This is a genomic window from Enterobacter sp. K16B (assembly GCF_020216105.1).
Classification (GTDB): domain Bacteria; phylum Pseudomonadota; class Gammaproteobacteria; order Enterobacterales; family Enterobacteriaceae; genus Enterobacter; species Enterobacter sichuanensis.
Genome location: NZ_JAIWJZ010000090.1, coordinates 1 through 21,387 on the forward strand (window position 1 = coordinate 1; position 21,387 = coordinate 21,387).

At 42.4% G+C, this 21,387-nt stretch carries 18 protein-coding genes and 2 pseudogenes; 10 read left to right on the forward strand and 10 right to left on the reverse strand.

Annotated elements, in window-relative coordinates:
• Positions 1-204: 204 nt before the first annotated feature.
• Positions 205-567, forward strand: a pseudogene (locus tag LDK53_RS16385) (Arm DNA-binding domain-containing protein); the annotation flags it as partial.
• Between the two features lies 1 nt (position 568).
• On the opposite strand, the pseudogene LDK53_RS16390 reads toward LDK53_RS16385, so the two are convergent.
• Positions 569-670, reverse strand: a pseudogene (locus LDK53_RS16390) (hypothetical protein); the annotation flags it as partial.
• 513 nt (positions 671-1,183) lie between these two features.
• Here LDK53_RS16390 and LDK53_RS16395 point away from each other — a divergent pair.
• Genes LDK53_RS16395 through LDK53_RS16405 form a run of 3 tightly spaced genes read left to right on the forward strand, consistent with a single transcriptional unit; the run spans position 1,184 to position 5,006 of the window.
• On the forward strand, positions 1,184-2,089 hold the full coding sequence (locus tag LDK53_RS16395; protein ID WP_124988805.1) for a hypothetical protein: 906 nt from the start codon (positions 1,184-1,186) through the stop codon (positions 2,087-2,089).
• Between the two features lie 2 nt (positions 2,090-2,091).
• Positions 2,092-4,095, forward strand: coding sequence for a hypothetical protein (locus LDK53_RS16400; protein ID WP_225287591.1), 2,004 nt, complete (start codon positions 2,092-2,094; stop codon positions 4,093-4,095).
• The gene (locus tag LDK53_RS16405) at positions 4,092-5,006 is read left to right on the forward strand and encodes a hypothetical protein (protein ID WP_124988807.1); all 915 of its coding nucleotides are present in this window, start codon (positions 4,092-4,094) and stop codon (positions 5,004-5,006) included. Before LDK53_RS16400 ends, LDK53_RS16405 begins: the two co-directional genes overlap by 4 nt.
• A gap of 49 nt (positions 5,007-5,055) precedes the next feature.
• Here LDK53_RS16405 and LDK53_RS16410 read toward each other — a convergent pair whose 3' ends face one another.
• Positions 5,056-6,192, reverse strand: a complete 1,137-nt coding sequence (locus tag LDK53_RS16410; RefSeq protein WP_124988808.1) for an N-6 DNA methylase — start codon at positions 6,190-6,192, stop codon at positions 5,056-5,058.
• Positions 6,193-6,269: 77 nt separating this feature from the next.
• On the opposite strand from LDK53_RS16410, the gene LDK53_RS16415 reads away from it, so the two are divergent.
• The gene (locus tag LDK53_RS16415) at positions 6,270-7,970 is read left to right on the forward strand and encodes a zinc ribbon domain-containing protein (protein WP_225287592.1); all 1,701 of its coding nucleotides are present in this window, start codon (positions 6,270-6,272) and stop codon (positions 7,968-7,970) included.
• A 15-nt stretch (positions 7,971-7,985) separates the two neighbouring features.
• Positions 7,986-8,825 carry a hypothetical protein gene (locus LDK53_RS16420; RefSeq protein ID WP_225287593.1) on the forward strand — a complete coding sequence of 280 codons (840 nt, stop codon included), beginning with the start codon at positions 7,986-7,988 and terminating at the stop codon, positions 8,823-8,825.
• A gap of 459 nt (positions 8,826-9,284) precedes the next feature.
• Here LDK53_RS16420 and LDK53_RS16425 read toward each other — a convergent pair whose 3' ends face one another.
• From LDK53_RS16425 to LDK53_RS16445, 5 genes are all read right to left on the reverse strand, one after another.
• On the reverse strand, positions 9,285-9,617 hold the full coding sequence (locus LDK53_RS16425; RefSeq protein ID WP_225287594.1) for a type II toxin-antitoxin system PemK/MazF family toxin: 333 nt from the start codon (positions 9,615-9,617) through the stop codon (positions 9,285-9,287).
• Positions 9,618-9,875: an antitoxin gene (locus LDK53_RS16430; protein ID WP_225287595.1), complete on the reverse strand. Its 258-nt coding sequence runs from the start codon at positions 9,873-9,875 to the stop codon at positions 9,618-9,620.
• A gap of 352 nt (positions 9,876-10,227) precedes the next feature.
• Entirely contained in the window at positions 10,228-10,845 is a 618-nt protein-coding gene (locus LDK53_RS16435; RefSeq protein WP_225287596.1) for a hypothetical protein, read from the reverse strand.
• Positions 10,846-10,950: 105 nt separating this feature from the next.
• Complete coding sequence (locus LDK53_RS16440; RefSeq protein WP_045286301.1) at positions 10,951-11,442, reverse strand: Hcp family type VI secretion system effector; 492 nt, start codon at positions 11,440-11,442, stop codon at positions 10,951-10,953.
• Positions 11,443-11,646: 204 nt separating this feature from the next.
• Positions 11,647-12,774: a cytoplasmic protein gene (locus LDK53_RS16445; RefSeq protein ID WP_225287597.1), complete on the reverse strand. Its 1,128-nt coding sequence runs from the start codon at positions 12,772-12,774 to the stop codon at positions 11,647-11,649.
• Between the two features lie 135 nt (positions 12,775-12,909).
• Here LDK53_RS16445 and LDK53_RS16450 point away from each other — a divergent pair, with 135 nt between their 5' ends.
• The 3 genes from LDK53_RS16450 to LDK53_RS16460 all read left to right on the forward strand — a co-directional run bounded on the left by LDK53_RS16450 (position 12,910) and on the right by LDK53_RS16460 (position 17,052).
• Positions 12,910-14,463: a bifunctional metallophosphatase/5'-nucleotidase gene (locus tag LDK53_RS16450; protein ID WP_225287598.1), complete on the forward strand. Its 1,554-nt coding sequence runs from the start codon at positions 12,910-12,912 to the stop codon at positions 14,461-14,463.
• Positions 14,464-14,551: 88 nt separating this feature from the next.
• Complete coding sequence (locus LDK53_RS16455; RefSeq protein WP_225287599.1) at positions 14,552-16,114, forward strand: bifunctional metallophosphatase/5'-nucleotidase; 1,563 nt, start codon at positions 14,552-14,554, stop codon at positions 16,112-16,114.
• Between the two features lie 56 nt (positions 16,115-16,170).
• Positions 16,171-17,052 (forward strand): nucleoside-specific channel-forming protein Tsx, encoded by an 882-nt coding sequence (locus LDK53_RS16460; RefSeq protein WP_225287600.1) that lies wholly within the window; start codon positions 16,171-16,173, stop codon positions 17,050-17,052.
• A 318-nt stretch (positions 17,053-17,370) separates the two neighbouring features.
• On the opposite strand, the gene LDK53_RS16465 is transcribed toward LDK53_RS16460, so the two are convergent.
• Entirely contained in the window at positions 17,371-18,264 is an 894-nt protein-coding gene (locus LDK53_RS16465; RefSeq protein WP_225287601.1) for a LysR substrate-binding domain-containing protein, read from the reverse strand.
• A 171-nt stretch (positions 18,265-18,435) separates the two neighbouring features.
• On the opposite strand from LDK53_RS16465, the gene LDK53_RS16470 reads away from it, so the two are divergent.
• Positions 18,436-19,044, forward strand: coding sequence for a glutathione S-transferase family protein (locus tag LDK53_RS16470; RefSeq protein ID WP_225287602.1), 609 nt, complete (start codon positions 18,436-18,438; stop codon positions 19,042-19,044).
• 38 nt (positions 19,045-19,082) lie between these two features.
• Here the strand turns inward: LDK53_RS16470 and cbl are convergent, their stop codons facing one another.
• Entirely contained in the window at positions 19,083-20,033 is a 951-nt protein-coding gene (gene cbl / locus LDK53_RS16475) for an HTH-type transcriptional regulator Cbl (protein WP_025759285.1), read from the reverse strand.
• A gap of 96 nt (positions 20,034-20,129) precedes the next feature.
• Entirely contained in the window at positions 20,130-21,047 is a 918-nt protein-coding gene (gene nac, locus LDK53_RS16480) for a nitrogen assimilation transcriptional regulator NAC (protein WP_045286298.1), read from the reverse strand.
• Positions 21,048-21,387 lie beyond the last annotated feature (340 nt).

Below are 21,387 nucleotides of genomic sequence, written 5' to 3' on the forward strand. Positions count from 1 at the left end.
GTTAATCCGTATGTCACTGGTTCGAGTCCAGTCAGAGGAGCCAAATTTTTGTTTTCATGCCTCTTTGCGAATCTTTATGTGATTTAGATTCAATAAGTTAGCGCGAAAAATCTTCCCGATGCATTTTTAGATTTCCCTCTGCATCGGGAGAATTTGGTGGTCAGATTTGGGGTCATGTTGGTTCGATGACGGAGTGACCCCTAAATGTCTCTTAACGACACAAAAATCCGCAGCTTAAAACCTTCTGCTAAATCCTTTAAAGTTTCCGATTCTCATGGCCTATATCTTTTGGTCAATCCGGGCGGTTCACGTCTTTGGTATCTTAAATATCGTATCAACGGTAAAGAATCCCGCCTTGGCTTAGGGTCTTATCCCGATGTTTCTCTGGCTTACGCCCGGCAGCAACGTGATGGCATACGCAAGCTGCTGGCGCAGAATATCAATCCAGCACAGCAACGTATCGCAGAGAAAGCCGCCCGCTCACCAGAAAAATCTTTTAAGCACGTTGCATTGAGCTGGCATGAAAGCAACCGAACATGGTCAGAAAACCACTCCATCCGTCTGCTTTGTTGTCGGTAACGGTCTGATAAATATCCGTTCTGGTTTTAGAAAATTTCGTTTTTGAGGAGCCTGACTGCTCCAGCGGGGATACGCTGGTCGCCACTGGGATGTTAGGGGCGCTAGTCTAGGTATGCAGGGAAATCGTCATGGTTTTTTCTCCGTCAGTGTGTGATTTTCGTCTTCGTATCGCCTGACGGTTCGCTTTCCCGGCATCGTTCTGTCCTGCGGGGGCGCAGCATGCGTGCCATTTACCCTTGCGGGACGGGTTGTGTTGGGAAACGATTAACCGGAAGCTGATATGAAGAACGAAAAGTACACAGGAGGAAAAACTATGCCCCTGCATAGCCGGGCGTAGCGCCCCTTCCTCCGTCGGGGGGGAAATGTTCTTGCAGTCATCAGTTGGAGATTTAGATAGGCGGGACTTTAACTTCTCTTGATTAGCACAAGATTAATACATTATTAACATATTGATTTCTTTCTTTTAATCTCTTATCATGAAGAAAATGTGTATTGATTGCGGTAGCTATAGCCAAAATCATCTCAGCTAATTATCTTTAATAACCAGAATTATCGTTAATCCTCTATTTATCCAAGTAACTTAGATTAACACATTGGAAAAACAATGAATTTAAATATTGATGAGCGATATGATTTCTTAATTGAAAAGTCCTTTGAAAATGCCAGAGGCATGATTAAATACAAATACATAGACAATATAAACATTCGAACATTAAATAAATGGATTGATAATTTTCAAAGTCGAGACGAAAAATACTTAAGCGCGGCTATTTTAAACTCCTTGATATTCAGAAATGAAGAGTCAATTAAGTCTATAGGCGCTGATATATTTCAAATCATGTTGCCTCAACTTCTCGAGCAAGAAGGAATATATAAAGTAAGCAATATAAAAGACTGGATGAAACTCTTGAATGGTCGTAATTGTAGAAGTATCCCAATTAGATTTACAGCCATTGATGATGTGGATAACAAAGCAGTTAAAAGTAGTAGTATCATCCTGAATACATTACAAAAATTGTTTTTTGATAGCACTCTAGGAATCAACTCACATAGTGTCACACAAAATCAAAATAACAATATAAAAGCTATCATTTTGTTTGACGATATAATCGGAACGGGATCACAACTCGAAAACTTCTTCACCAAAAGAAAATTTCATGAAAGTGATATTAAATTTATTTACATACCATTCTCAGCCGTAAATAAAACATATCAAGATCTTGAAGGTAAATTTGATAACCTAGTAATTAAGCCAGTAGAAATAATAGACGAATCACATAGTTTTTTTACTAAGGAAAATAAAATGCTAGGAGCAGTTGAAGGACTTACAGAGGAAGACTTCAAAAAATTCTATCTTCATGTGTGCAAAAGCAAAGGTATAAGTATTAATGGAAATCTTGGATATGGCGGTTTTGAGTTAACCTATTTATTTTCAAAATCAACACCCAATAACAATATTTCCATGATAGTACATAAAGATGAAAACTGGAACGAATTATTTAAGAGGTAAAAATGGCTAACATGTTAAGCTCCGTATTTGCCAAAAATCGTACAGAAGAGTTTCCTGATGACGTATATTCAAAGTATGTTCTTCCTATAAATAATCATGAAATTGATATTAGTGATGCCTCAAAGGCCTGCGTGATCGTAGGAGGGAGAGGGTCGGGAAAGACGATGTATTTAAAATACTATTGCTTTCCAACAATTTTGAGTTCAAATAGATCTGATATTGATTTAAAAAATTTGAAGAACCTAGGGCTTTATTGGAGACCTGATACATCATTTACACAACATATATCACAAAATTGGCTTGGACAATATTGGTCAAGTGCATTTAACAGCTATATGACATTGTCTATATTAATAGAATATAATAAGTTACTCCAGACGTTGATTAATCATAATCAACTATCAGAAAATTCTAAAATATCGATAAAAAATATCGAAATTCCCGAAAGCATAACAAACCAATTATCTGTTAAAAGTGATAAAATTTATTTATTTGAAGCAAAGAAGATATTACAAAATTCATTATTTACATTATGCAACTGGATCAACTCTCCATTCACAGAAACACCTCCTTTTTCGTTAAACACAAAAGGAACTTTGTCACTTATTGCTAATGAGCTAAATACAGCTGTTAGTGAACTTGAAAACATAACATATCATATATTCATTGACGAATTTGAAAATCTTACAGAATCGCAGCAAATAATAATTAATACATTAATGAAACATGGGGAAAAACAGTTAATTTTCAGCATTGCTCATAAGAAAAATGCCATAATATCTCATAATACTTTAGGCAATGAAAAAATTGTTGAAAGGAATGATTATAGAACAATTGATTTGGAAAAACATTATAATAATAATTTTGATGTATTTGCTGGAGAAGTATTGGCTTTAAGACTGGAGGAATTTTTTGATCAAAAGCAACTTAATCTTTTTGTTCGTAAAGAAGAAAACCTAGAATACAGACAAACTCATGATTATTTGAAAGAAATAAGGAATTTAGCTGAAAGATTTTTGCCAAGCTTAACGTATAGTGAAATGGCTCAAAATATTTTCAGCGATAATTCACTTTATGATAAGTTATTAGCAATTATAGCCGATGGGCTGGTTTTGCATAAAAAAACAAAAGTATTAAATGCAGAACAATTTATTGACATAAAATTTCCTGAGGCCAGTTTAGTTAATGCTGCCATATTAAATAGAAACAATACATTACCTCATGTTTTGCTAGAACAATTCGAGGAATACAAAGGAGGAACTTCAAATAAATATCAACAATGGATTCATAATTATTTGGTAGGTGTAATTCTTTTAATATATAAAAAATCACCTTCAAAAGATTGTCCTTTTTATTCCGGTTACAAACAATACGTTCTACTCTCAAGAGGTAACATAAGACATTTTCTGGAGTTATGTCATCAATCTGTATTGTTGAATGAGCAATTTAATGCCAAGACTTCCTCGAGAAGGCTTGACCAAATCCCCGTAAATATTCAATCGAGGGCAACAAAAAAAACAAGCGGACTAGAATTAGAAAAAATATCTGATTTAGGTTCACATGGCTCTCATTTAAAAAAAATAGCAACTAGATTGGGGAGAATATATTCATATAGCCAAACTAGAAAAAGTCAAAGTGAAGTAGAAATTAATCATTTCTCTCTGGATCTATCTGATGAAACAGAACTAAACGAAGATACTCGCACGTTACTTAATGAAGCAATAATCTGGTCTGTCCTTATCGAAGAACATAGTACTAAACAAAAAAACTCAGAATCTTTAGAGGTTAAGGATTATGTACTTCACCCTGTATTATCCGCACATTTTGGGATAAGCTACAGGAAGAAGAAAAAATTAAAATTAAACAAAGAAAGTTTAACTATAATATTTACTGCTGATGATAATAAATTCAATAGATTATTAAAAAGCTTTATTACCAAGTGGGATTTAGATGAAGAGCCTTTAGAAAATACAAATGATGTGGTAAAACAACTGGGGCTTTTATGATCACAATAAATAGAATAAGGCAAAACCCTACTATAGATTCATGTTGTACTGAAGAATATGATGTTTTCTTTTGTGGTAAAGCAATTGATGAACGAACAAATACTGTTTTAAATCAAATAAAAGTTACCCCAAATTATGCGATTACGTTTGATAAGTCAAACTATTCAATAACGATAGGTTCAACGCAATATAAAATATTCAGATTACAAGAATTCTTCATTTCATCCGATATCAGTAGAGTTTTAATTGATTCAACTTCACTAGGCTTCCCTGAACTTCTATACCTATTGGATTCCATGAATAAGTCAGGAAAACATTTATATTGCACTATAATATATGTAGAGCCGAAAGAATATGCAAAAGAAGTATCTAAAGATGGTGATGACGAATTTGTACTGAGTGACAAACGTTATCCATTTATTGCATTACCGGCTTTTGCTTTAGATAATCAATCTAATTCGGATGATAAAGCAACTCTAGTATCTTTCCTGGGATTTGAAAATTCTAGGTTAGGTCATATTTTAGAGCATGATGATGGTGCCAGTTATAAAAAACTATTGGCTCACCTTGCTATTCCCGCTTATAAAGCAGGATGGGAAAACATTTCGTTAAAACGGCATATGAAATATTTTAATATGTTGAACTCAGAATTAATAACATACCCAGGATCTAATCCCTATGCAGTTAATGAACTCCTTAATGATATTATATCTGAACATAACAAAATTGTTATAACATCTTTAGGAACAAAACCTACTGCTATCGGAATTTGTGTTTTTCTAATAAATAACATATCAAAAAATAACGTGGATAATCAAATAGGCGCAATTTACGACTTCCCCGAAAAATCAGCTAATCGAAGTAAAGGTATTGGGCAAATATACTCATATGAATTAGAAATATATAATTAGCTAGATTAGAAAAAGAAGCAGAGTATTAATCATTCTTTGCTTCTTTTTTCTAACCGAATTTCTTATCTGACGAAAAATATTTCCTCAATTTAATTCTAATATAGCTTTTGAAATTTTCCAGACTAATATGCTTAGCACACGTTCCTGTTGCATAATAATCTAACCATTGAGCCTTATCTTTTTCCCATGCTTGGAAAATATAATCTCTTAGAGCCGGGTCATTTATCCTCAAACAAAACACGCAATCACTTAATATCGCATCTGTGCCTGCATACAAAATAGTTCTCCCTAGAACTCTACTTCCTACTCTAGCGATCAAAATATCTCCAGATTTAACCAAGCATTCATTTACTGGCGGCTCCCCTCTTTGATATTCTGATGGATTGCTATATGATGAAGTGTGAAAGAATGATTTTTTAGACGCCCGACATTCTTTACCCGTTTTCTTTCCTCTAAAAAGATGGAAATAATTATCAATACTATCATTCTGAGGAATTATTTTTTCATTTACAAACTCCTTATAACTTAATGAAATTGTAGTGCAATCCCTCACTAAAACTAATTGTTGAGATTTTGAAGGTACATTTTTCTTAATGTGGTAGATATGTGTTTTAGCTTCTGTTTTTTTAAATGACTTATGATTGCATTCGATAATTTTTTTTATTTCGAAATTCGAAATTAAAAACGACCTTAGCCAAACAAAAGACTTTGAAGAGAAAAACATATCCGGAAGAATTATAGCTAATTCACCTCCTTTCTTTATCTTCATAATATTTAAGATTAAAAAAACTATTTCCGCCCTAATTTTTTTTGCATTAATAACCTTCGATGTCATCTTTGTGATTAAGGACAATAAATAATCATTAACTTCTATGAATTTAAATGGTGGATTGCATACAGCAACATCAAATGATTCACATGGCACAAGAGCAAATAGCTCTGGAGTGGTCGAATCGATATAATAACAAACAGCATCAGGATGTTTATTATTGAGAAACTCAACATTCTTTGCATCAATATCTGCAGCCGTTATTTTAATATCTGGAAAACGTTTCACCAATGCATCGATTAGAGCCCCCTCTCCTGCACTTAACTCTAGGCAACTTTGTGGGTACGACTGCTCAATCATGGATGCAAGCATCTCACTGACGTTGCTCTCTGTATAAAACTGTTTAAATTCAACCACTTAGTTATAATTCTACTGTTTATTAAATCCTTGTGTTATCTTAACTAAATTCCTGTTTACAATCAAAGAGATTGTTTATGACTACAAACCATATCGAAAATCTCCCAGACGATCTTGACAGCTTTGAGTTTGAGGAAAGAGCAGACTACCTTCCGGACGATGTCCTTGTGCGTTGGTCTCCAAATAATAGCCATTTTTACTCAGTACAAAAAAAACTAACGCAAGTTGGAGCAAAACTCTTGGTGGGACCGAGAGGCTCTGGTAAAACTCATTATATGCGACACGCTTATCTTGAATGCAGGAAAAATAAATCACTTCCTCTTCCACTATATGTGTCGTTTAATCATTATCTACGTCTAGAAACATACATTCATGAAACTTCAAATGCTATCGAGATTTTTCACACATGGGTCCTCGCCAAGATAATAAATGCATGTCATGAAGATTATGATATTTTCCCTTTTGATGATATTTCTATAAATGATATTAAAAACTTCATTATAGATATTGAGAAGCAGAATTATTTGCCAGAGCATAACAATATAATTACATCACTAAACATTGATATTGTTCAATCAATAATTGATACCTGTGCAAATTCACAAAATAGAAAAAGATCCGTTCTGTTCTTTGATGATGCTGCACTTACCTTAACAAAAGAATATATGGTTGAGTTTTTTGATATTTTCAGGAGCATTAAGACTTCAAGAATATCACCTAAGGCATCAGTATATCCAGGCACGACACAATATGGCCCAAGATTTCATTTAGGTCAAGATGCTGAACCTGTATTAATATGGCAAGACGTTGAACAAAGTGAATACATAGATTTTATGTATGCGCTCGTCAAGGAAAGATTTAACAACCAAGTCGTTGAAGATAAAGATATAAACACCCTTCTTATTTATGCATCATTCGGAATCCCAAGAGCTTATATTAATTTGATAAGAGCTTATTCTGAGTCAAAGTCTAAAACTAAACAAGCAAAATTCAATCATGTTATTGAAGACAGATGCAAGTACACCTATGACGAGTACATTTCAATTATTGATAAATTACCTCAATATGGTGAATATATTAAATCTGGATGGGAACTTTTCAATAAAATATTGATGGATTTAAAAACAATAAATTATGAAAACATACAAAAGGATAAGGCTAATTATAAAAAAACAGTTTCAGTCGGCATTGAAGATATGGATTCTGACAAAATAGAAAGAATAATTAGTTTCTTAATCGAAGCAGGTCTCCTGTATGAATATACAGGCACCTCGCATGGCCGCGAGAGAAAATTACGCCGCTTTACACCACATTATGCTTTCCTTATAAAGGAAAAAACGTTTTCAATTAGCCGAGGATTTAGTGCAACGAGACTGGTTGAAATATTAACATCTCGTTCTGAAAAACATCCCTTGCGAAGGTCTGTTTTTACGTTATTGTCTAAGGAACATTTTGAAAAAATATCGTTAACATTACCAAACTGCTCTAATTGTGGTGAAAAACGGTTATCGGACAATCAGAAATTCTGTCATAACTGCGGTAAAGAACTTATCGATGAATCATCTTTTCGTTTGTGTATGAAGAAAAACTTACTTGAACTACCTTTAACAAAATTCCAAAAGGCAGTAATCCAACAAACTAGTTTCAAAACAGTTGAGGATGTTATTTCATCTAAAAACACTGCGACAGAATTTATGAAAGTTAGACAGGTCGCGCAGAAAAGAGCTGCAGCATTAGAATTTAAAGTTCGCTCTTGGGTTAACGAGTTTTTAGCTTAAATGGCAGAAAAAATCATGAATAACAATAAATTTTCATATAATATCTCTGGGCAAAAAATTACGCCAAACATTAATACAATTAATTTTTTTGATCAAAGTTATCAAGAACCTCAATTTTCTGCTATAGATATTTACAATAGCAAAAAAAACGTTCATATCAGATTACTAGGTGAACCAAGCGAATCAGATGAATGGAAATTGCTTGTAAACCTTATCATGCTAGGATTTATATCATTAGTTGAAAGCTATTGCCGTTGTATTATACGCAGAGTATTGATTGTTGATAAACAAGCAAGGTCATTCAGTTTCAAAAATAACGTAAGCTATGCTGCAGCTGTTTATCATGAAAAAAGCATTTTACCAGAAGCTTTATTAGAAGATGCCACATTCATCTCTGAATCAAATATACTTGACACCATTAAGATATTTACCGGATTACGTATAGATAGACAAAAATCACCATCTGTAATATCTGCTTTGCAGAAGTATGAACAAGTATGCCAACTACGGCATTGTATAGTTCACCGTTCAGGTTTATTAGGTACAAAAAATGCTTTAAAACTTGGCCTTGAACAACATTATACTTTTTTAGAAAAACCAATTATTATTAGTTATGATGCAATACAGTCTATTATTTCAGTATGTGATAATGTTGTAAAAGAATTAAATGATGAAATTTTCAACCTCCTTCTTGATGGGATTGCTCAACAATTTGAATGGACTGGAGACCTTAGAAAAGATAAAAAAACATTCTCAAAATATTTTGATGTTTTTTATTCTTCAAGCGCGAATGCTAATAAATCTGCTGAATTAAAAAATTGTTATCGTTCTTTTTGCAGCCATTATGGTTTTTAGACATTCCGTCCATCTCTATGCCAAAACATAAAAGAGGGGTGAGTTGAGAAAATGTTTAACACTAATATGCTAAGGCTATTTATGAGCAATCTTCAAGTTTAGTCATTGATTTTTTCGTATGTATAGGATGGTGTCGGTAGTATTGAGAGTTGATAACTTTAGGTGCTTACTATTACCAGCAGTCTTTATGTTATTCATATGTACGCATCCATGTACATTTATGGTGGTCATTCTGGTGGTCTTGACAAAAAGGGAATTCAGGATTAGCTTAATTATTAGCCAGTTACTGGCAAAGGCGATCCCAGTCAGAGGAGCCAAATTTGAAAAGCCTGCTTTTGAAGCAGGCTTTTTGCTTTTCTGCGCAAGGTACATGCAAAACGGCAACCCGGTTGCCGTTTTTAGTGTGTGCACCCTCTCCCGTGGGAGAGGGTTGGAGTGAGGGCATCAGACCGCACGATGTTAACTCAGAATCGCATCCAGCCTGGCAAGAACCTCATTTACAACGGTGTCAGGTATGCGTTCCAGCCGCATGCCGTTCCGGGCAGCCATATCAATGGTTCTGGGCTGGTCGCAGCGAATAACGCCCGTTGTTTTTGTCCCCGCCCCTTCCAGTGAAACGGTGAAACCTGCAGTACGTGCAAAGTTCCCGCAGCTGATGACGGGCACCACTACCGGTAGCCGGGTCAGCTTGTTAAACGATGCCTTCGATACGATGAGTACCGGACGTTTTCCACTTTGCTCGTGGCCGGCAATGGGATCCAGTGAAACGAGCCAAATTTCGCCTCTGTCCATTTACAGGCTCTCCTTGCCCACCGCAGGCGCATCAATCCATTCCCGCTCCTCTTCACTCATTTCAGCGTGCGGATCGCACTGCGCCAGCAGCTCCTCAAGGGAATAATGAGGCCGTTTCCGGGGTTCAATAATCAGGCAGCCATTATTAATGGTCATGCCGACTTCGCTGTCCGTCGACAGTTCCAGCGTTTTCAGCACGGCGGGAGGAACCGCCAGCATGATGGATCCACCGACCTTTTTCAGGCGTGTTGTATACATAGCGCACCTCCGAATATTATATTTTAATATAACATCCATAGAGGGAGGTGCACAATTATTCATCAGATTCTTGGTGATTCCCTTTTCGTAAAGAGTGTGCAGAAAGCCGTTATCCATCGAAGGAGAGTGCAGGTGGGAACGAAGTGCGTAACGAAGAAGGCTGATAATAGAAAACTGGTTTTGCGATTCAAAGAATTATGGCGGATCGGATAAACGAAATGCGAGGCGGCTTCCGGATTGGAGCGGTGTCGGAGGAGCATCTGCCCGGCGTTACGGGAAACCGCCGCTGTTGAAAAGCCTGCTTTTAAAGCAGGCTTTTTGCTTTTCTGCACTTTGGCGTTAACTCAGCCTATTACGAGGAATAGCCTCCTCCCCCTTCAGAACCGTGATACGAGGAAAAACTCCCGGTTGAGGAGAAATCATTCATACGCGAGTCCATAGATCGTGCAGATGCGGCGCTGGAGCCACTGAAGCTGACAGGCTGGAAAAGATGCTCTGGCAGCAACAACTGAATATGCGACAGAAGGTTTGTTCGTCTGGCTTGCGGCGTGGGCTGATAGTGACCGCTGTTGTTACTCCAGCTGACCAGAATACCATTGTTGATGAGCATATCACCCGCATAGAGCACCTGCTGCCCCCCGGAGAGGGAAGTATGGCCTTCCACGGCATCAACCACGCCACCGCTAATGAACTGGTTGATCGGATCGTGCCCCCTGGCGCAGCGAATTTGCGTGGGATCGGTCATCAGGATGACAAAAATGAACCGGCCGTTAGGTGGCATGGTAACCGCGTTTCCCTGAAGCGTCACCAACGATAATGTGCCTGGGGTGAGGCGCTGCAAGGTAAAAATCTGATCCTGTCTCGCCGGCGCTTGTGGAGTAAAAAGAACCAGAGAAACGGGCTGTATTGCCGAATGAGTAGCTAATACCTGAGATAATATCCCGGTAAAAGGCATTTCGTCTTTAAGCATCTCTACTTCCTGTCTGAGGTTTTACTATCCATGTAGTGGATAAATTGATGACATAAATCTGAATGATGAAAATAATACAGGCCGGAATATACCGGCCTTGAGTAACTAGGCTGTCGCCCGCTCATTCCACGCATCTGAATGGATGATATTTCCGTCCTTGTAGGTCCAGGTGATTTTTTCATAACGCAGCTGAACACTTTCCATATGATTGAATTTTTCCGTCGCCGGATTTTTAACGTTATGCATTACCGGTGCGACAGAAACCACCTTCACGTTTTCCAGTTTGATATTGTAATACTCCGCCTCCTGTCCCGCGTCATTAATCGCGTACCACTTGAATTCAGCAGATTTCAGCGTCTGGCCTGTCGTAACGGCCTTAAACAGATAAGGCGATGACGAGTCGAACTCTTTGACAAAGACGACGGGCGCATGAATACGGGTACCCGTGAGTCGCCCGGTATTGCCGTCTGTCGGAATACTCAGGGAGTGCACGAATTCAATAACCTCAATACTGCCTTCACGTTTCTCGACATCAACAGAGCCTTTGATATCCGCACCACCATCATCCTTCAGCCAAAGATAAGACGGAATAGCCATTTTATAAATTCCTTTTAATTAATAAAGATAAATGCATTCACGTTACAAATATGAATGGGATTGTTACGATATCATATAACTCTGTTTCTTGTAAGCCAGCATATTTCCTGAGATAAAGACTGCCAGATCAGAATAAATCAGAATTGATATTCTTTTTATATAATATGAGATCTGTAAACATATATATAGCGAATGATTAATACTTCAGAAGTCGGTAATTTTATCGTTATAGTCATGCGCCAGCGAACGCAGTATTTGCGTTACGCGCCCTGCGGAAAGTTTGGCACTATGGTTAAAATATGTTTGTGTATTTATCCAGTGAATGAAATGCCTGCTGGTCGTTAAAGAGAGCGTTTGCGCGTGACTGCTATCCCCCCCTGTTAATGGGCAAACCATCTTACGGTTTTCCCCCTGCGTCCAAAGCTGCCACTGGCTTTGCCACCAGCCATGCTGTGTTGTCGCCTGTAAATGCCAGGGTTTACTATTCTCCCCGTCATAGATCTCCTCTTCGATAAACCAAAGTTCGCCCTGCCGCTGACGAAACAGATCTGCCCAAACGGTAATCACTGCGCCGCGAAGAAAGCATTCGTGTGAAATAACATGCATTTTCACTTCAGGAAAAAGAAGGTGCAGTACCCTAAAATGTCCGTGAGCTGCGATAACAGGCCGAAGTATCGCACCTCTGGCATTACGTTTCAGTTCTGCACTGCCATACTGAATTTCGTCAAACTGGCTGCGACGCAGAAACTGCATCTCACGCTTATCAACGCGATTGACAATATCCGTTTGTCGCAAATCAGGCTCATTACTCCCGCGCCAGCGATATCGTAGCGTTTCGCCAGTATCGTGCTGAGTGAAATTTGTGGAAACATGAAGAATATTACCGCGTGCGGCATCGAAACTGAGGAGAACGTACAGTTTCTGTTCTGCACTGCTTCCCTGGAACGGCACAATGAGTGGAACCGTTTCAATACGTTCTGGGGGAGCACTCCTTTTTAATATTTGCTGTTTGGGTGTCCAGACTTTTCTACAGGTCCGGCACTGAATGCGCTGTGTTCCCTGGGGGTTATAACCATAGCAAATAGTTTCCTGGCAATAACATTCAGGGCAAAAAAGACCCTTTTCTGAAGCATATGCAGTTAAGTGAGCAGAGAGCCACTGATTAAATTGTTGTTCGTCAAACAGTGGAGGATAACTCCCGCATGCTCGACAGTGTAATGCCGGATATCCCAACCTGTAATCTGGCCAGATGTAATCTTCAGATGCTGATAGGGGAACACCTAAATTACGGCAACCAAACGATTTGCAGGTATTAATCGTAAATTGAATCACTCTACGTCACCAACGATTTTTAAAGGTCGATGATTTTGACTCATAGCGTGAGTTTAATAGTGTGAGCAGACTCGCATAAAAAATGCTTTCAGAACGTAAAGTAACGCCTCTTTATATAACTAAAAGGAACTGATTGTGAATATAAAAGCGGTTACCGTAAGTATTCTGTTGGCGTTACCGTTATGGGCTAACGCCAGGGATGTCACCCTTATTTATACCAACGATCTCCACGCACATGTGGAGCCGTATAAAGTTCCCTGGATTGCTGATGGCAAACGAGATGTCGGGGGTTGGGCGAATATCACCACCCTGGTAAAAGAGGAAAAAGCCAAAAGTAAAGCCACATGGTTTTTTGATGCCGGAGACTATTTTACTGGTCCTTATATCAGTAGTTTAACGAAGGGAAAAGCAATTATTGATATAATGAATACCATGCCGTTTGACGCTGTCACAATGGGTAATCATGAATTTGATCACGGCTGGGATAATACGTTATTACAACTCAGTCAGGCGAAATTTCCAATTGTACAGGGCAACATATTTTATCAGAACAGCAGCAAATTATTCTGGGATAAGCCTTATACCATCATCGAAAAAGATGGCGTGAAAGTCGGCGTCATTGGTTTACACGGCGTGTTTGCCTTCGATGATACCGTTTCAGCGGCAACGCGCGTAGGTATTGAAGCCCGGGATGAAATTAAATGGCTGCAGCGCTATCTCGATGAACTGAAAGGAAAAGTCGACTTGACCGTATTGCTGGTTCATGAAGGTACGCCGGCGCGCCAGTCCAGTATGGGGGGGACCGATGTGCGCCGGGCACTGGATAAAGATATTCAAACGGCAGGCCAGGTGAAAGGTCTGGATATTCTGATTACGGGCCATGCGCATGTTGGAACGCCGGAGCCGATTAAAGTCGGCAATACGCTGATCCTCTCGACCGACAGCGGCGGTATAGACGTAGGAAAACTGGTCCTGGACTACACGAAGCCGCATCAGTTTACGGTGAAAAAATTTGAGCTTAAAACGATTTACGCGGATGAGTGGAAGCCCGATCCGCAAACGAAACAGGTGATTGATGGCTGGAATAAGAAACTTGATGTTGAGGTGCAACAAACGGTGGCGCAGTCGCCGGTTGAACTGACGCGTGCCTACGGTGAATCAGCCTCTCTGGGGAATCTGGCAGCCGACGCACTGCTGGCGGCAGCCGGTAAAAATACTCAGCTCGACTTAACCAATTCGGGCGGTATACGCAACGAGATCCCGTCTGGCGCGATTACGATGGGCGCCGTCATAAGTACCTTCCCGTTCCCTAACGAACTGGCCACGATGGATCTGACGGGTAAACAACTGCGCACATTAATGGAACATGCCGCAAGTTTAAGCAATGGCGTTTTACAGGTATCGAAAGGCGTGGAGATGAAGTACGACAGCAGCAAACCGATTGGTCAGCGGGTCGTCTTATTCACACTAAATGGAAAACCGATTGAGGACGCGACACTCTACCACATTGCCACCCAGAGTTTCCTTGCGGACGGCGGTGACGGCTTTACGACGTTTACAGAGGGTAAGGAACGTAATACAGCAGGCGGTTACTACGTTTCTAACGCGGTGATCGATTACTTCAAGGCGGGCAATACCATTACGGATGAACAACTCCACGGCATGCGTGTTGTTGATGTGAAAAAATAATCTTTTATTCGACTGTGCATATTCAAAGGGTTCATACATTTATATGAGCCCTTATTTAAATTCTTGCTTTTTCTCAAAGGAACGCATTATGAATAAAAATATAAAGCTTAGTCTGATTGCATTGTGCATGTCCGCAACGTTAACCGCATCAGTTAGCGCGAAGAATGTGACTATTTATTACACCAACGATTTACATGCTCATGTCTCCCCTGGAAAAATTCCAGCCATCGATAAAGAACGTGCAGTTGGCGGCTTTGCTAATATAGCGACCATTGTCAACGATGCTAAGAAAAAAAATAAAGATGTCTTTTTCTTCGATGCAGGAGATTACTTTACCGGACCCTATATAAGTACCCTGACAAAAGGTGAAGCCATCATTGACATAATGAACGCGATGCCTTTTGATGCTGTGTCAGTGGGGAACCATGAATTTGACCATGGCGTTGATAATATGGTTAAGCAGTTATCAAAAGCAAAATTCCCCGTTTTGCTGGGTAATGTGTTTTATACCAACAGTGACAAACCTGTCTGGGATACCCCCTGGACGATTGTCGAAAAAGATGGCATAAAAATTGGCGTAATTGGGGTACATCAGAAATTTGCTTTTTATGACACCGTCGCGGCTAAGGCTTATGCCGGTTCGGAGGCCCGTGATGAAGTGCCTTATATCCAAAAAGGGCTTGATGCGTTAAAAGGCAAAGTGGATATCATCGTGCTGCTTATCCACGAAGGTACCCCAGCGCGTCAATCAAGTTATGGGAATAAAGACGTAGCCAGAATGCTGCAAGCCGATATCGATACCGCAAAGAAATTTAAGGGTATTGATGTATTAATCACAGGACATGCTCATGTTGGCACACCAGAGCCCATTAAAGTCAATGACACACTTGTTGTTTCAACGGATGCATATGGGTCTGATATTGGAAAATTAGTCCTGGATTTTAATCCTCAGACGAAGAAAATTGATGGCTATAGCGGTAAATTAATCACCGTATTTGCCGATGAATACAAGCCAGATCCTAACGTTCAAGCCAGGATTGATGAGTGGAATGCTAAGCTGAAAAATATCACGGATCAAGTTATTGGGTCGACAACGGCCCCCTTCACGCGTTCTTATGGTGAATCATCACCTGTTGGTAATTTAGTCATTGACGCCATGATGGCCAAAGCACCTGACGCCATCGTGGGATTACAAAACAGTGGAGGATTGCGTGCTGATTTCCCGCAAGGAAACTTACGATATGGTGATGTCATTACTACCTTCCCATTTAATAACGAACTGGTTGAAATGGATCTCACCGGAAAAGATCTCACCGACTTAATGATTCATGCAACGGATCTTACTAATGGAATTTTGCAAGTATCGACAAGCGTTCATGTGGAATACGACAGCAAAAAACCGCTGGGTGAGCGGATCGTTAAATTCACTATTAATAATCAACCGGTAGATCCAACCCAAACATATCGGGTTGCTACGCACTCATTTTGTGCAACGGGTGGGGATGGATTTGAAGCATTCTTAAAAGGAACGAATGTTAAAACTATCAACAGCACCACCTCTGCAGAGTCGATTATTGATTATGTCAAGGCGCATAGCCCATTGAAACCCGATCTTGAAAAGAGAGTGGTCGATATAAGCGCAGCTAAGTAGTTTCAATAACATAAAGAGTCTTAATTAACAAACCTCTGTGGAAGGAACCCCTACTTATGAAAAAAATAAAACATATATTATCAGGCGCATTTATGCTTTTGCCCACGATAGCATGGGCAGACGCTGGGGATAACGACTACCTGTCAGACTGGTGGCATCAAAGTATTAATATCGCAGGCAGTAACTCAACTCGCTTTGGGCCACTAAAAAGATCGGACTTATATCCAGAGTATCGTGCATGGGCGCATGTAGATTGGTTTGATTTCTATGGCTATGCAGACTTACCTAAGTTTTTCGGTATAGGCAACGATAATGATATCGGCATTTGGGACAATGGCTCTCGCTTTTTTATGGAGATAGAACCTCGTTTTAGCATCGACAAGTTGACGGGGTTCGACCTAAGCTTTGGTCCATTCAAAGAATGGTATTTTGCCCATAACTATATCTATGATGCAGGAACGAATGCAGGACAGCGTCAAAGCACATGGTATATGGGGATAGGGACAGACATTGATACGGGGCTACCGATGACGTTGTCTGCAAACCTCTATGCCAAATATCAAGGAAACAATTACAATGCCGCCAACGAAAACGAGTGGGATGGATATCGCTTCAAAGTCAAATATGTCATCCCAATTACAACAATATTTGGTGGAAAACTAAATTACGTCGGTTTTACCAATTTTGATTTTGGTTCAGACCTTAAAGATGAGTCAGGCGGTGAGCAGAAATTTTACTCCCGTACCAATAGCTCTATTGTTTCCACCAATGTACTCAGTTTAGTTTACCCCCACTGGAACTATGGCGCGACCCTTCGTTATTTCTATCAGGGCGGACAATTTGACGAAGGTAGCAAAGCATTTAGCAGCGACGGAGACATCGTCTCTATAGACTCAACGGGATGGGCATACTATTTAACTGTTGGTTACACCTTTTAAATATAACAACAAGGGGTTGACTATGGAGATAAAACGTTTGCAGCAGGTATTCTGTTGACGGCCACTTTGGGGCTGGCACCAAAGAGATCACTATTATCTATACCAACGATCTCCACGCGCATGTCGATACTTAAAACTCCCTTGTGTCGCTAACGGTACAAGGGAATATTGCCCTATGACAGAAAAACACTTAACTGCACTCTGTCATTTATCAGGCTTTTTTTTATATGCTGAACCCTATATGTTGATGATGAGGGCCTTGTGGGAACAAAACTATATACCTTCCGATATTCGACAGTATTTAGCCTGACATCATTCTCAGGACGCCGTCTGCTGAAGCCAGATTCCCACTTCCTCCTCCAGCCATTCGACGAAGAGAGCCACTTCCGGTTTCGCCTCCGTTAACTGCGATGTTACCAGCCAGTAAGGCCAGGGATACGGCGCAGTGAATGGGGTAAGCTGGACCAGTTCACCCCGGGTGATGGCATCCTGAACCAGAGAACGGCGCTCCAGCGCGATACCTTTACCGAGCCTGACAGCCTCAAGGACTAAGTTTGAATCGTTAATGCATAAGCCGCCGGGCACAATTTCTTTTCCCAGCCCCGCATTAAAACACCAGGTTTTCCACGACTCCATGGAGAATATGATCTGGCTCTTCGCCACCTCAGCCGGCGTCGCCGGGAGGACACCGCCGTTATAACCGGGCGCCGCCACAACAATCAGCTCATCAGAAAAAAGATAATGGCAGTCGCTTCCTTCCCAGTTCCCTTTCCCCATGCGTATCGCAATATCGATCCCTTCCTGCTGCATGCTGGTGATCGTCAGGCTGGCCTGAAGTCGCAGCGTGATGTGCGGATATTTTTCCCGAAACCGTCCCAGACGCGGCAACAGCCAGTGACAACCAAAAGACGGCACCATCGCCAGCGTCAGTTCCAGTATTCTCGGTTTCACCTGCACGAGCCGGGTGGCATCTGCGATATGGTTAAGCGCCTCGCGCACCTGTAACGCGTAGAGCCGCCCCTCTTCGTTGATCTGCACCCCTCGGCCATGACGGATAAACAGCTTCACCCCTACCATTTCCTCCAGCACTTTAATCTGCTGGCTGATGGCTGAATGGGTCACATGAAGCTCTTTCGCCGCGAGCGTTACGCTGCCAAGGCGAGCCACCGCTTCAAAACTACGCAAACTTGCGATAGGTGGAAAATCCGACATGAAAACACTCCCTGAACCGAACACAATCTTAAAACGGTGGCCTGGCGATATGTCAGTAATACTAACCCTGGCGGTAAGATATTGAAGATATTCATCATGACAAATGTATCGTAATGTCTGTTCAGTAGCTTGAATAGCGTGTCATTTCACAGCGACAGGAAAACGGCAATTATGATTAAGCTTATTGGCATGATGGATTCGCCTTACGTACGGCGCGTAGCGGTCTCCCTGGAACTTTATGGCGTTGCATTTGAAAGCCAACCGCTGTCGGTTTTCAGCACATTTGAGGAATTTTCCCGGATCAACCCTGCGGTAAAAGCGCCCACGCTGATTCTGGAGAATGGAACGCGTCTGATGGATTCGTCGCTGATACTGAATTATTTTGAGGCCCAGGCCGCCCCTGAACGGAGACTGCTGCCCGTGGCACCGGATGCGCTGGCAAACGATCTTCAGACGCTGGGCTTTATCCTCGCCGCCGCGGAGAAAGCGGTCCAAAATGTGTATGAACACAACCTGCGCCCGGCGGAGAAGCAGCATAGTTCATGGGTCGAGCGCATTACCGTCCAGTTGCTGGCAGCCTGCAAAGAATGGAACACGCTGCTGGAGGCGCGTCCGGCCAGCCCCCTGCCCGACCAAGTCGCCATTACCAGTACGGTGGTCTGGACGTTTATTCAGTCGATGATCCCTCACGTCATTAACGCAGCGGATTTCAGAAAGATTCAGGCGGTTACTGATGCCTTCGAGGCGCAAGCGGTCTTCAAAAAATATCCTTTCAACTAAATAACAGGCCCGGTCAGCACGACCGGGCAAGCCAGCGCTTAAATCTGATAATCAATCGCCACTTCTTCCGGCTCCATTACCTGGCGTTTAATCTCATCAACGGACAGCCCGGCATTGCAGAGCTCGATAAAGCGCCACACATAGTTGCGCTGGAGCTGTCCGCGCTTGAGGCCCAGCCATACGGTATTGGCGTCAAACAGATGACGTGTATCCAGACGCACCAGGTTCCCGGCTTCGCGCTCGCCTCCGGACTGTTCCGCCACCAGACCAATACCCAGCCCCAGCTCGACGTAAGTTTTAATCACATCGGAATCCTGCGCGCTGAGCACCACATCCGGCGTTAACCCTTTACGGTTGAAGGCTTCATCAATGCGTGAACGTCCGGTAATGCCCTGGCGGTAGGTAATCAGTGGCCATTTTGCGATCTCCTCCAGCGTCAGCGGAGAGACCTGATTCAGGGGATGATCGACCGGAAGTAACAGACTGTGATACCAGCGGAACCACGGGAAGGCCACCAGCAGCGGGTCGTTGCTCAGGCGTTCACTGGCGATGCCGATATCCGCCCCACCGTTTTGCAGCAGCACTTCAATCTCCTGCGGCGTGCCCTGGATAAGCTCCAGACGCACCTCCGGGAAGAGTTCGCGGAAGGCTTTAATCACCGGCGGCAGGCTGTAGCGCGCCTGGGTATGGGTGGTGGCGATGGTGAGCACGCCGGAGGCATCATTGGTAAAGAGATCGGCCAGACGACGCACGTTGCTGGCCTCGTTGAGGATCCGCTCCGCGATAGTGAGCAATGCCTTGCCAGGCTCTGTCATGCCGAGCAGGCGCTTACCGCGGCGGATAAAGATCTCTATCCCCAGCTCCTCTTCCAGCTCGCGGATATGGCGGCTGACGCCGGACTGAGAGGTATAAAGCATATTGGCGACCTCGGTCAGGTTGTAATCCCGCCTGGCCGCCTCACGGATAATTTTAAGTTGCTGGAAATTCACGATTCACTCCGGCGCATCTGACATAGCTCTATTGTTAGAGTCAGCTGAGCTGCAGAACAAATAATAAAAACCAGCATCTTATGCTTTTATGGAATATCAGCTCACGAGCTGAAGTTCGCGGTTCTCAAGCGATGGCTTGCTGACCAGCGACATCAAAATCTCTTTCACCGCCTGCGCCTGCGGCGACAGCGAGCCGCGTGCGGACATATTCAGCGACAGCGGCAGGCTCATTGAAGGCGTGGTGATGCGCGCCATCCAGGCGTTTGCCGCGCTGCACAGCGAACGCGCGGCGGATTCCGGCAGCACCGTGACCCCCATTCCGCTGGCAATGGCTGCGGTCAGCGTGGAGATCGAGTCGATCTCGCCGATGATTTTTGCCGTCAGGCGGCGCAGGGAGAAGGCTTCGTCCACGCGCACGCGCACGGCGCTGTAATCGCGCGGCAGATAGAGGTTCATCTCTGCCACCGCGGTAAGGTCAACGCTCTGACCCGGACAGTCGCGGGTGCCCACAAGGTAAAGATCTTCTTTCAGCAGCGGCTGGCTGGTGATCCCGGCGACCGGGGAGCGATCGTAAAGCACCGCCATATCCAGCTGGCCGCTGAGCAGTTTGTCATTCAGTACGGACCCGCTGTTTTCGTGCAGGTACACCAGCACTTCTGGCAGCTCAGCGCGAACGGCCTGCAGCAATGGCATGGTAATAGATGATGCGGCCGTTCCCGGCGCCAGACCGATAGAAACATGCCCGCTCAACGTCTGGCCAACGTTATGAACCGCCAGCTGCGCCTGTTCACACTGGCGAAGAATGGTGCGCGCGTGGGTATAAAGGATTTTACCGGCTTCCGTTGGCGTAACGCCGCGTTTGGTGCGGATCAACAACTGCTGATCCATCTCGCCTTCCAGAGTAGCCACCTGCTGGCTCAGCGCAGGCTGCGCGATGTGCAGCACTTCCGCCGCTTGAGTCAGGCTGCCGATATCGACGATTTTTACGAAGTATTTCAGTCGTCTTAAGTTCATTTTGCCCCCTGTTCGAAATGCTGTGCCGGAACCGGCTGTCGTTGTTGAACAGGTTTTGCAATATGAATGCCAGTTTTACCAGGCGGTCTGAATTGTTCGCTAACCACCTGAAAATAAGGAATCCTAATCATGGAGGGGGCTTTTATTACTGAAACAGCAGTTTATGATCTGCCCCATTAGAGGTATATCCGCACCAAAGCAGTGCATTGCGCTGTCAAAAACGCCACTTTGCCGATTTTGTCAGCAAACGATCAAAAGGCGTTGATCCACCCTTTGACAAGGGAGACGCAGGTCGATAATATGCGCCCCGTTCACACGATTCCTCTGTAGTTCAGTCGGT

What these genes read in the sequence shown, in the direction of transcription:
- LDK53_RS16435 (WP_225287596.1), bottom strand. Translation starts at nt 10,845, where the DNA reads ATGCTTAAAGACGAAATGCCTTTTACCGGGATATTATCTCAGGTATTA.
- LDK53_RS16465 (WP_225287601.1), bottom strand. Translation starts at nt 18,264, where the DNA reads ATGTCGGATTTTCCACCTATCGCAAGTTTGCGTAGTTTTGAAGCGGTG.
- LDK53_RS16430 (WP_225287595.1), bottom strand. Translation starts at nt 9,875, where the DNA reads ATGTATACAACACGCCTGAAAAAGGTCGGTGGATCCATCATGCTGGCG.
- nac (WP_045286298.1), bottom strand. Translation starts at nt 21,047, where the DNA reads ATGAACTTAAGACGACTGAAATACTTCGTAAAAATCGTCGATATCGGC.
- LDK53_RS16440 (WP_045286301.1), bottom strand. Translation starts at nt 11,442, where the DNA reads ATGGCTATTCCGTCTTATCTTTGGCTGAAGGATGATGGTGGTGCGGAT.
- LDK53_RS16395 (WP_124988805.1), top strand. Translation starts at nt 1,184, where the DNA reads ATGAATTTAAATATTGATGAGCGATATGATTTCTTAATTGAAAAGTCC.
- LDK53_RS16400 (WP_225287591.1), top strand. Translation starts at nt 2,092, where the DNA reads ATGGCTAACATGTTAAGCTCCGTATTTGCCAAAAATCGTACAGAAGAG.
- LDK53_RS16425 (WP_225287594.1), bottom strand. Translation starts at nt 9,617, where the DNA reads ATGGACAGAGGCGAAATTTGGCTCGTTTCACTGGATCCCATTGCCGGC.
- LDK53_RS16415 (WP_225287592.1), top strand. Translation starts at nt 6,270, where the DNA reads ATGACTACAAACCATATCGAAAATCTCCCAGACGATCTTGACAGCTTT.
- LDK53_RS16420 (WP_225287593.1), top strand. Translation starts at nt 7,986, where the DNA reads ATGAATAACAATAAATTTTCATATAATATCTCTGGGCAAAAAATTACG.
- LDK53_RS16470 (WP_225287602.1), top strand. Translation starts at nt 18,436, where the DNA reads ATGATTAAGCTTATTGGCATGATGGATTCGCCTTACGTACGGCGCGTA.
- LDK53_RS16455 (WP_225287599.1), top strand. Translation starts at nt 14,552, where the DNA reads ATGAATAAAAATATAAAGCTTAGTCTGATTGCATTGTGCATGTCCGCA.
- LDK53_RS16405 (WP_124988807.1), top strand. Translation starts at nt 4,092, where the DNA reads ATGATCACAATAAATAGAATAAGGCAAAACCCTACTATAGATTCATGT.
- LDK53_RS16460 (WP_225287600.1), top strand. Translation starts at nt 16,171, where the DNA reads ATGAAAAAAATAAAACATATATTATCAGGCGCATTTATGCTTTTGCCC.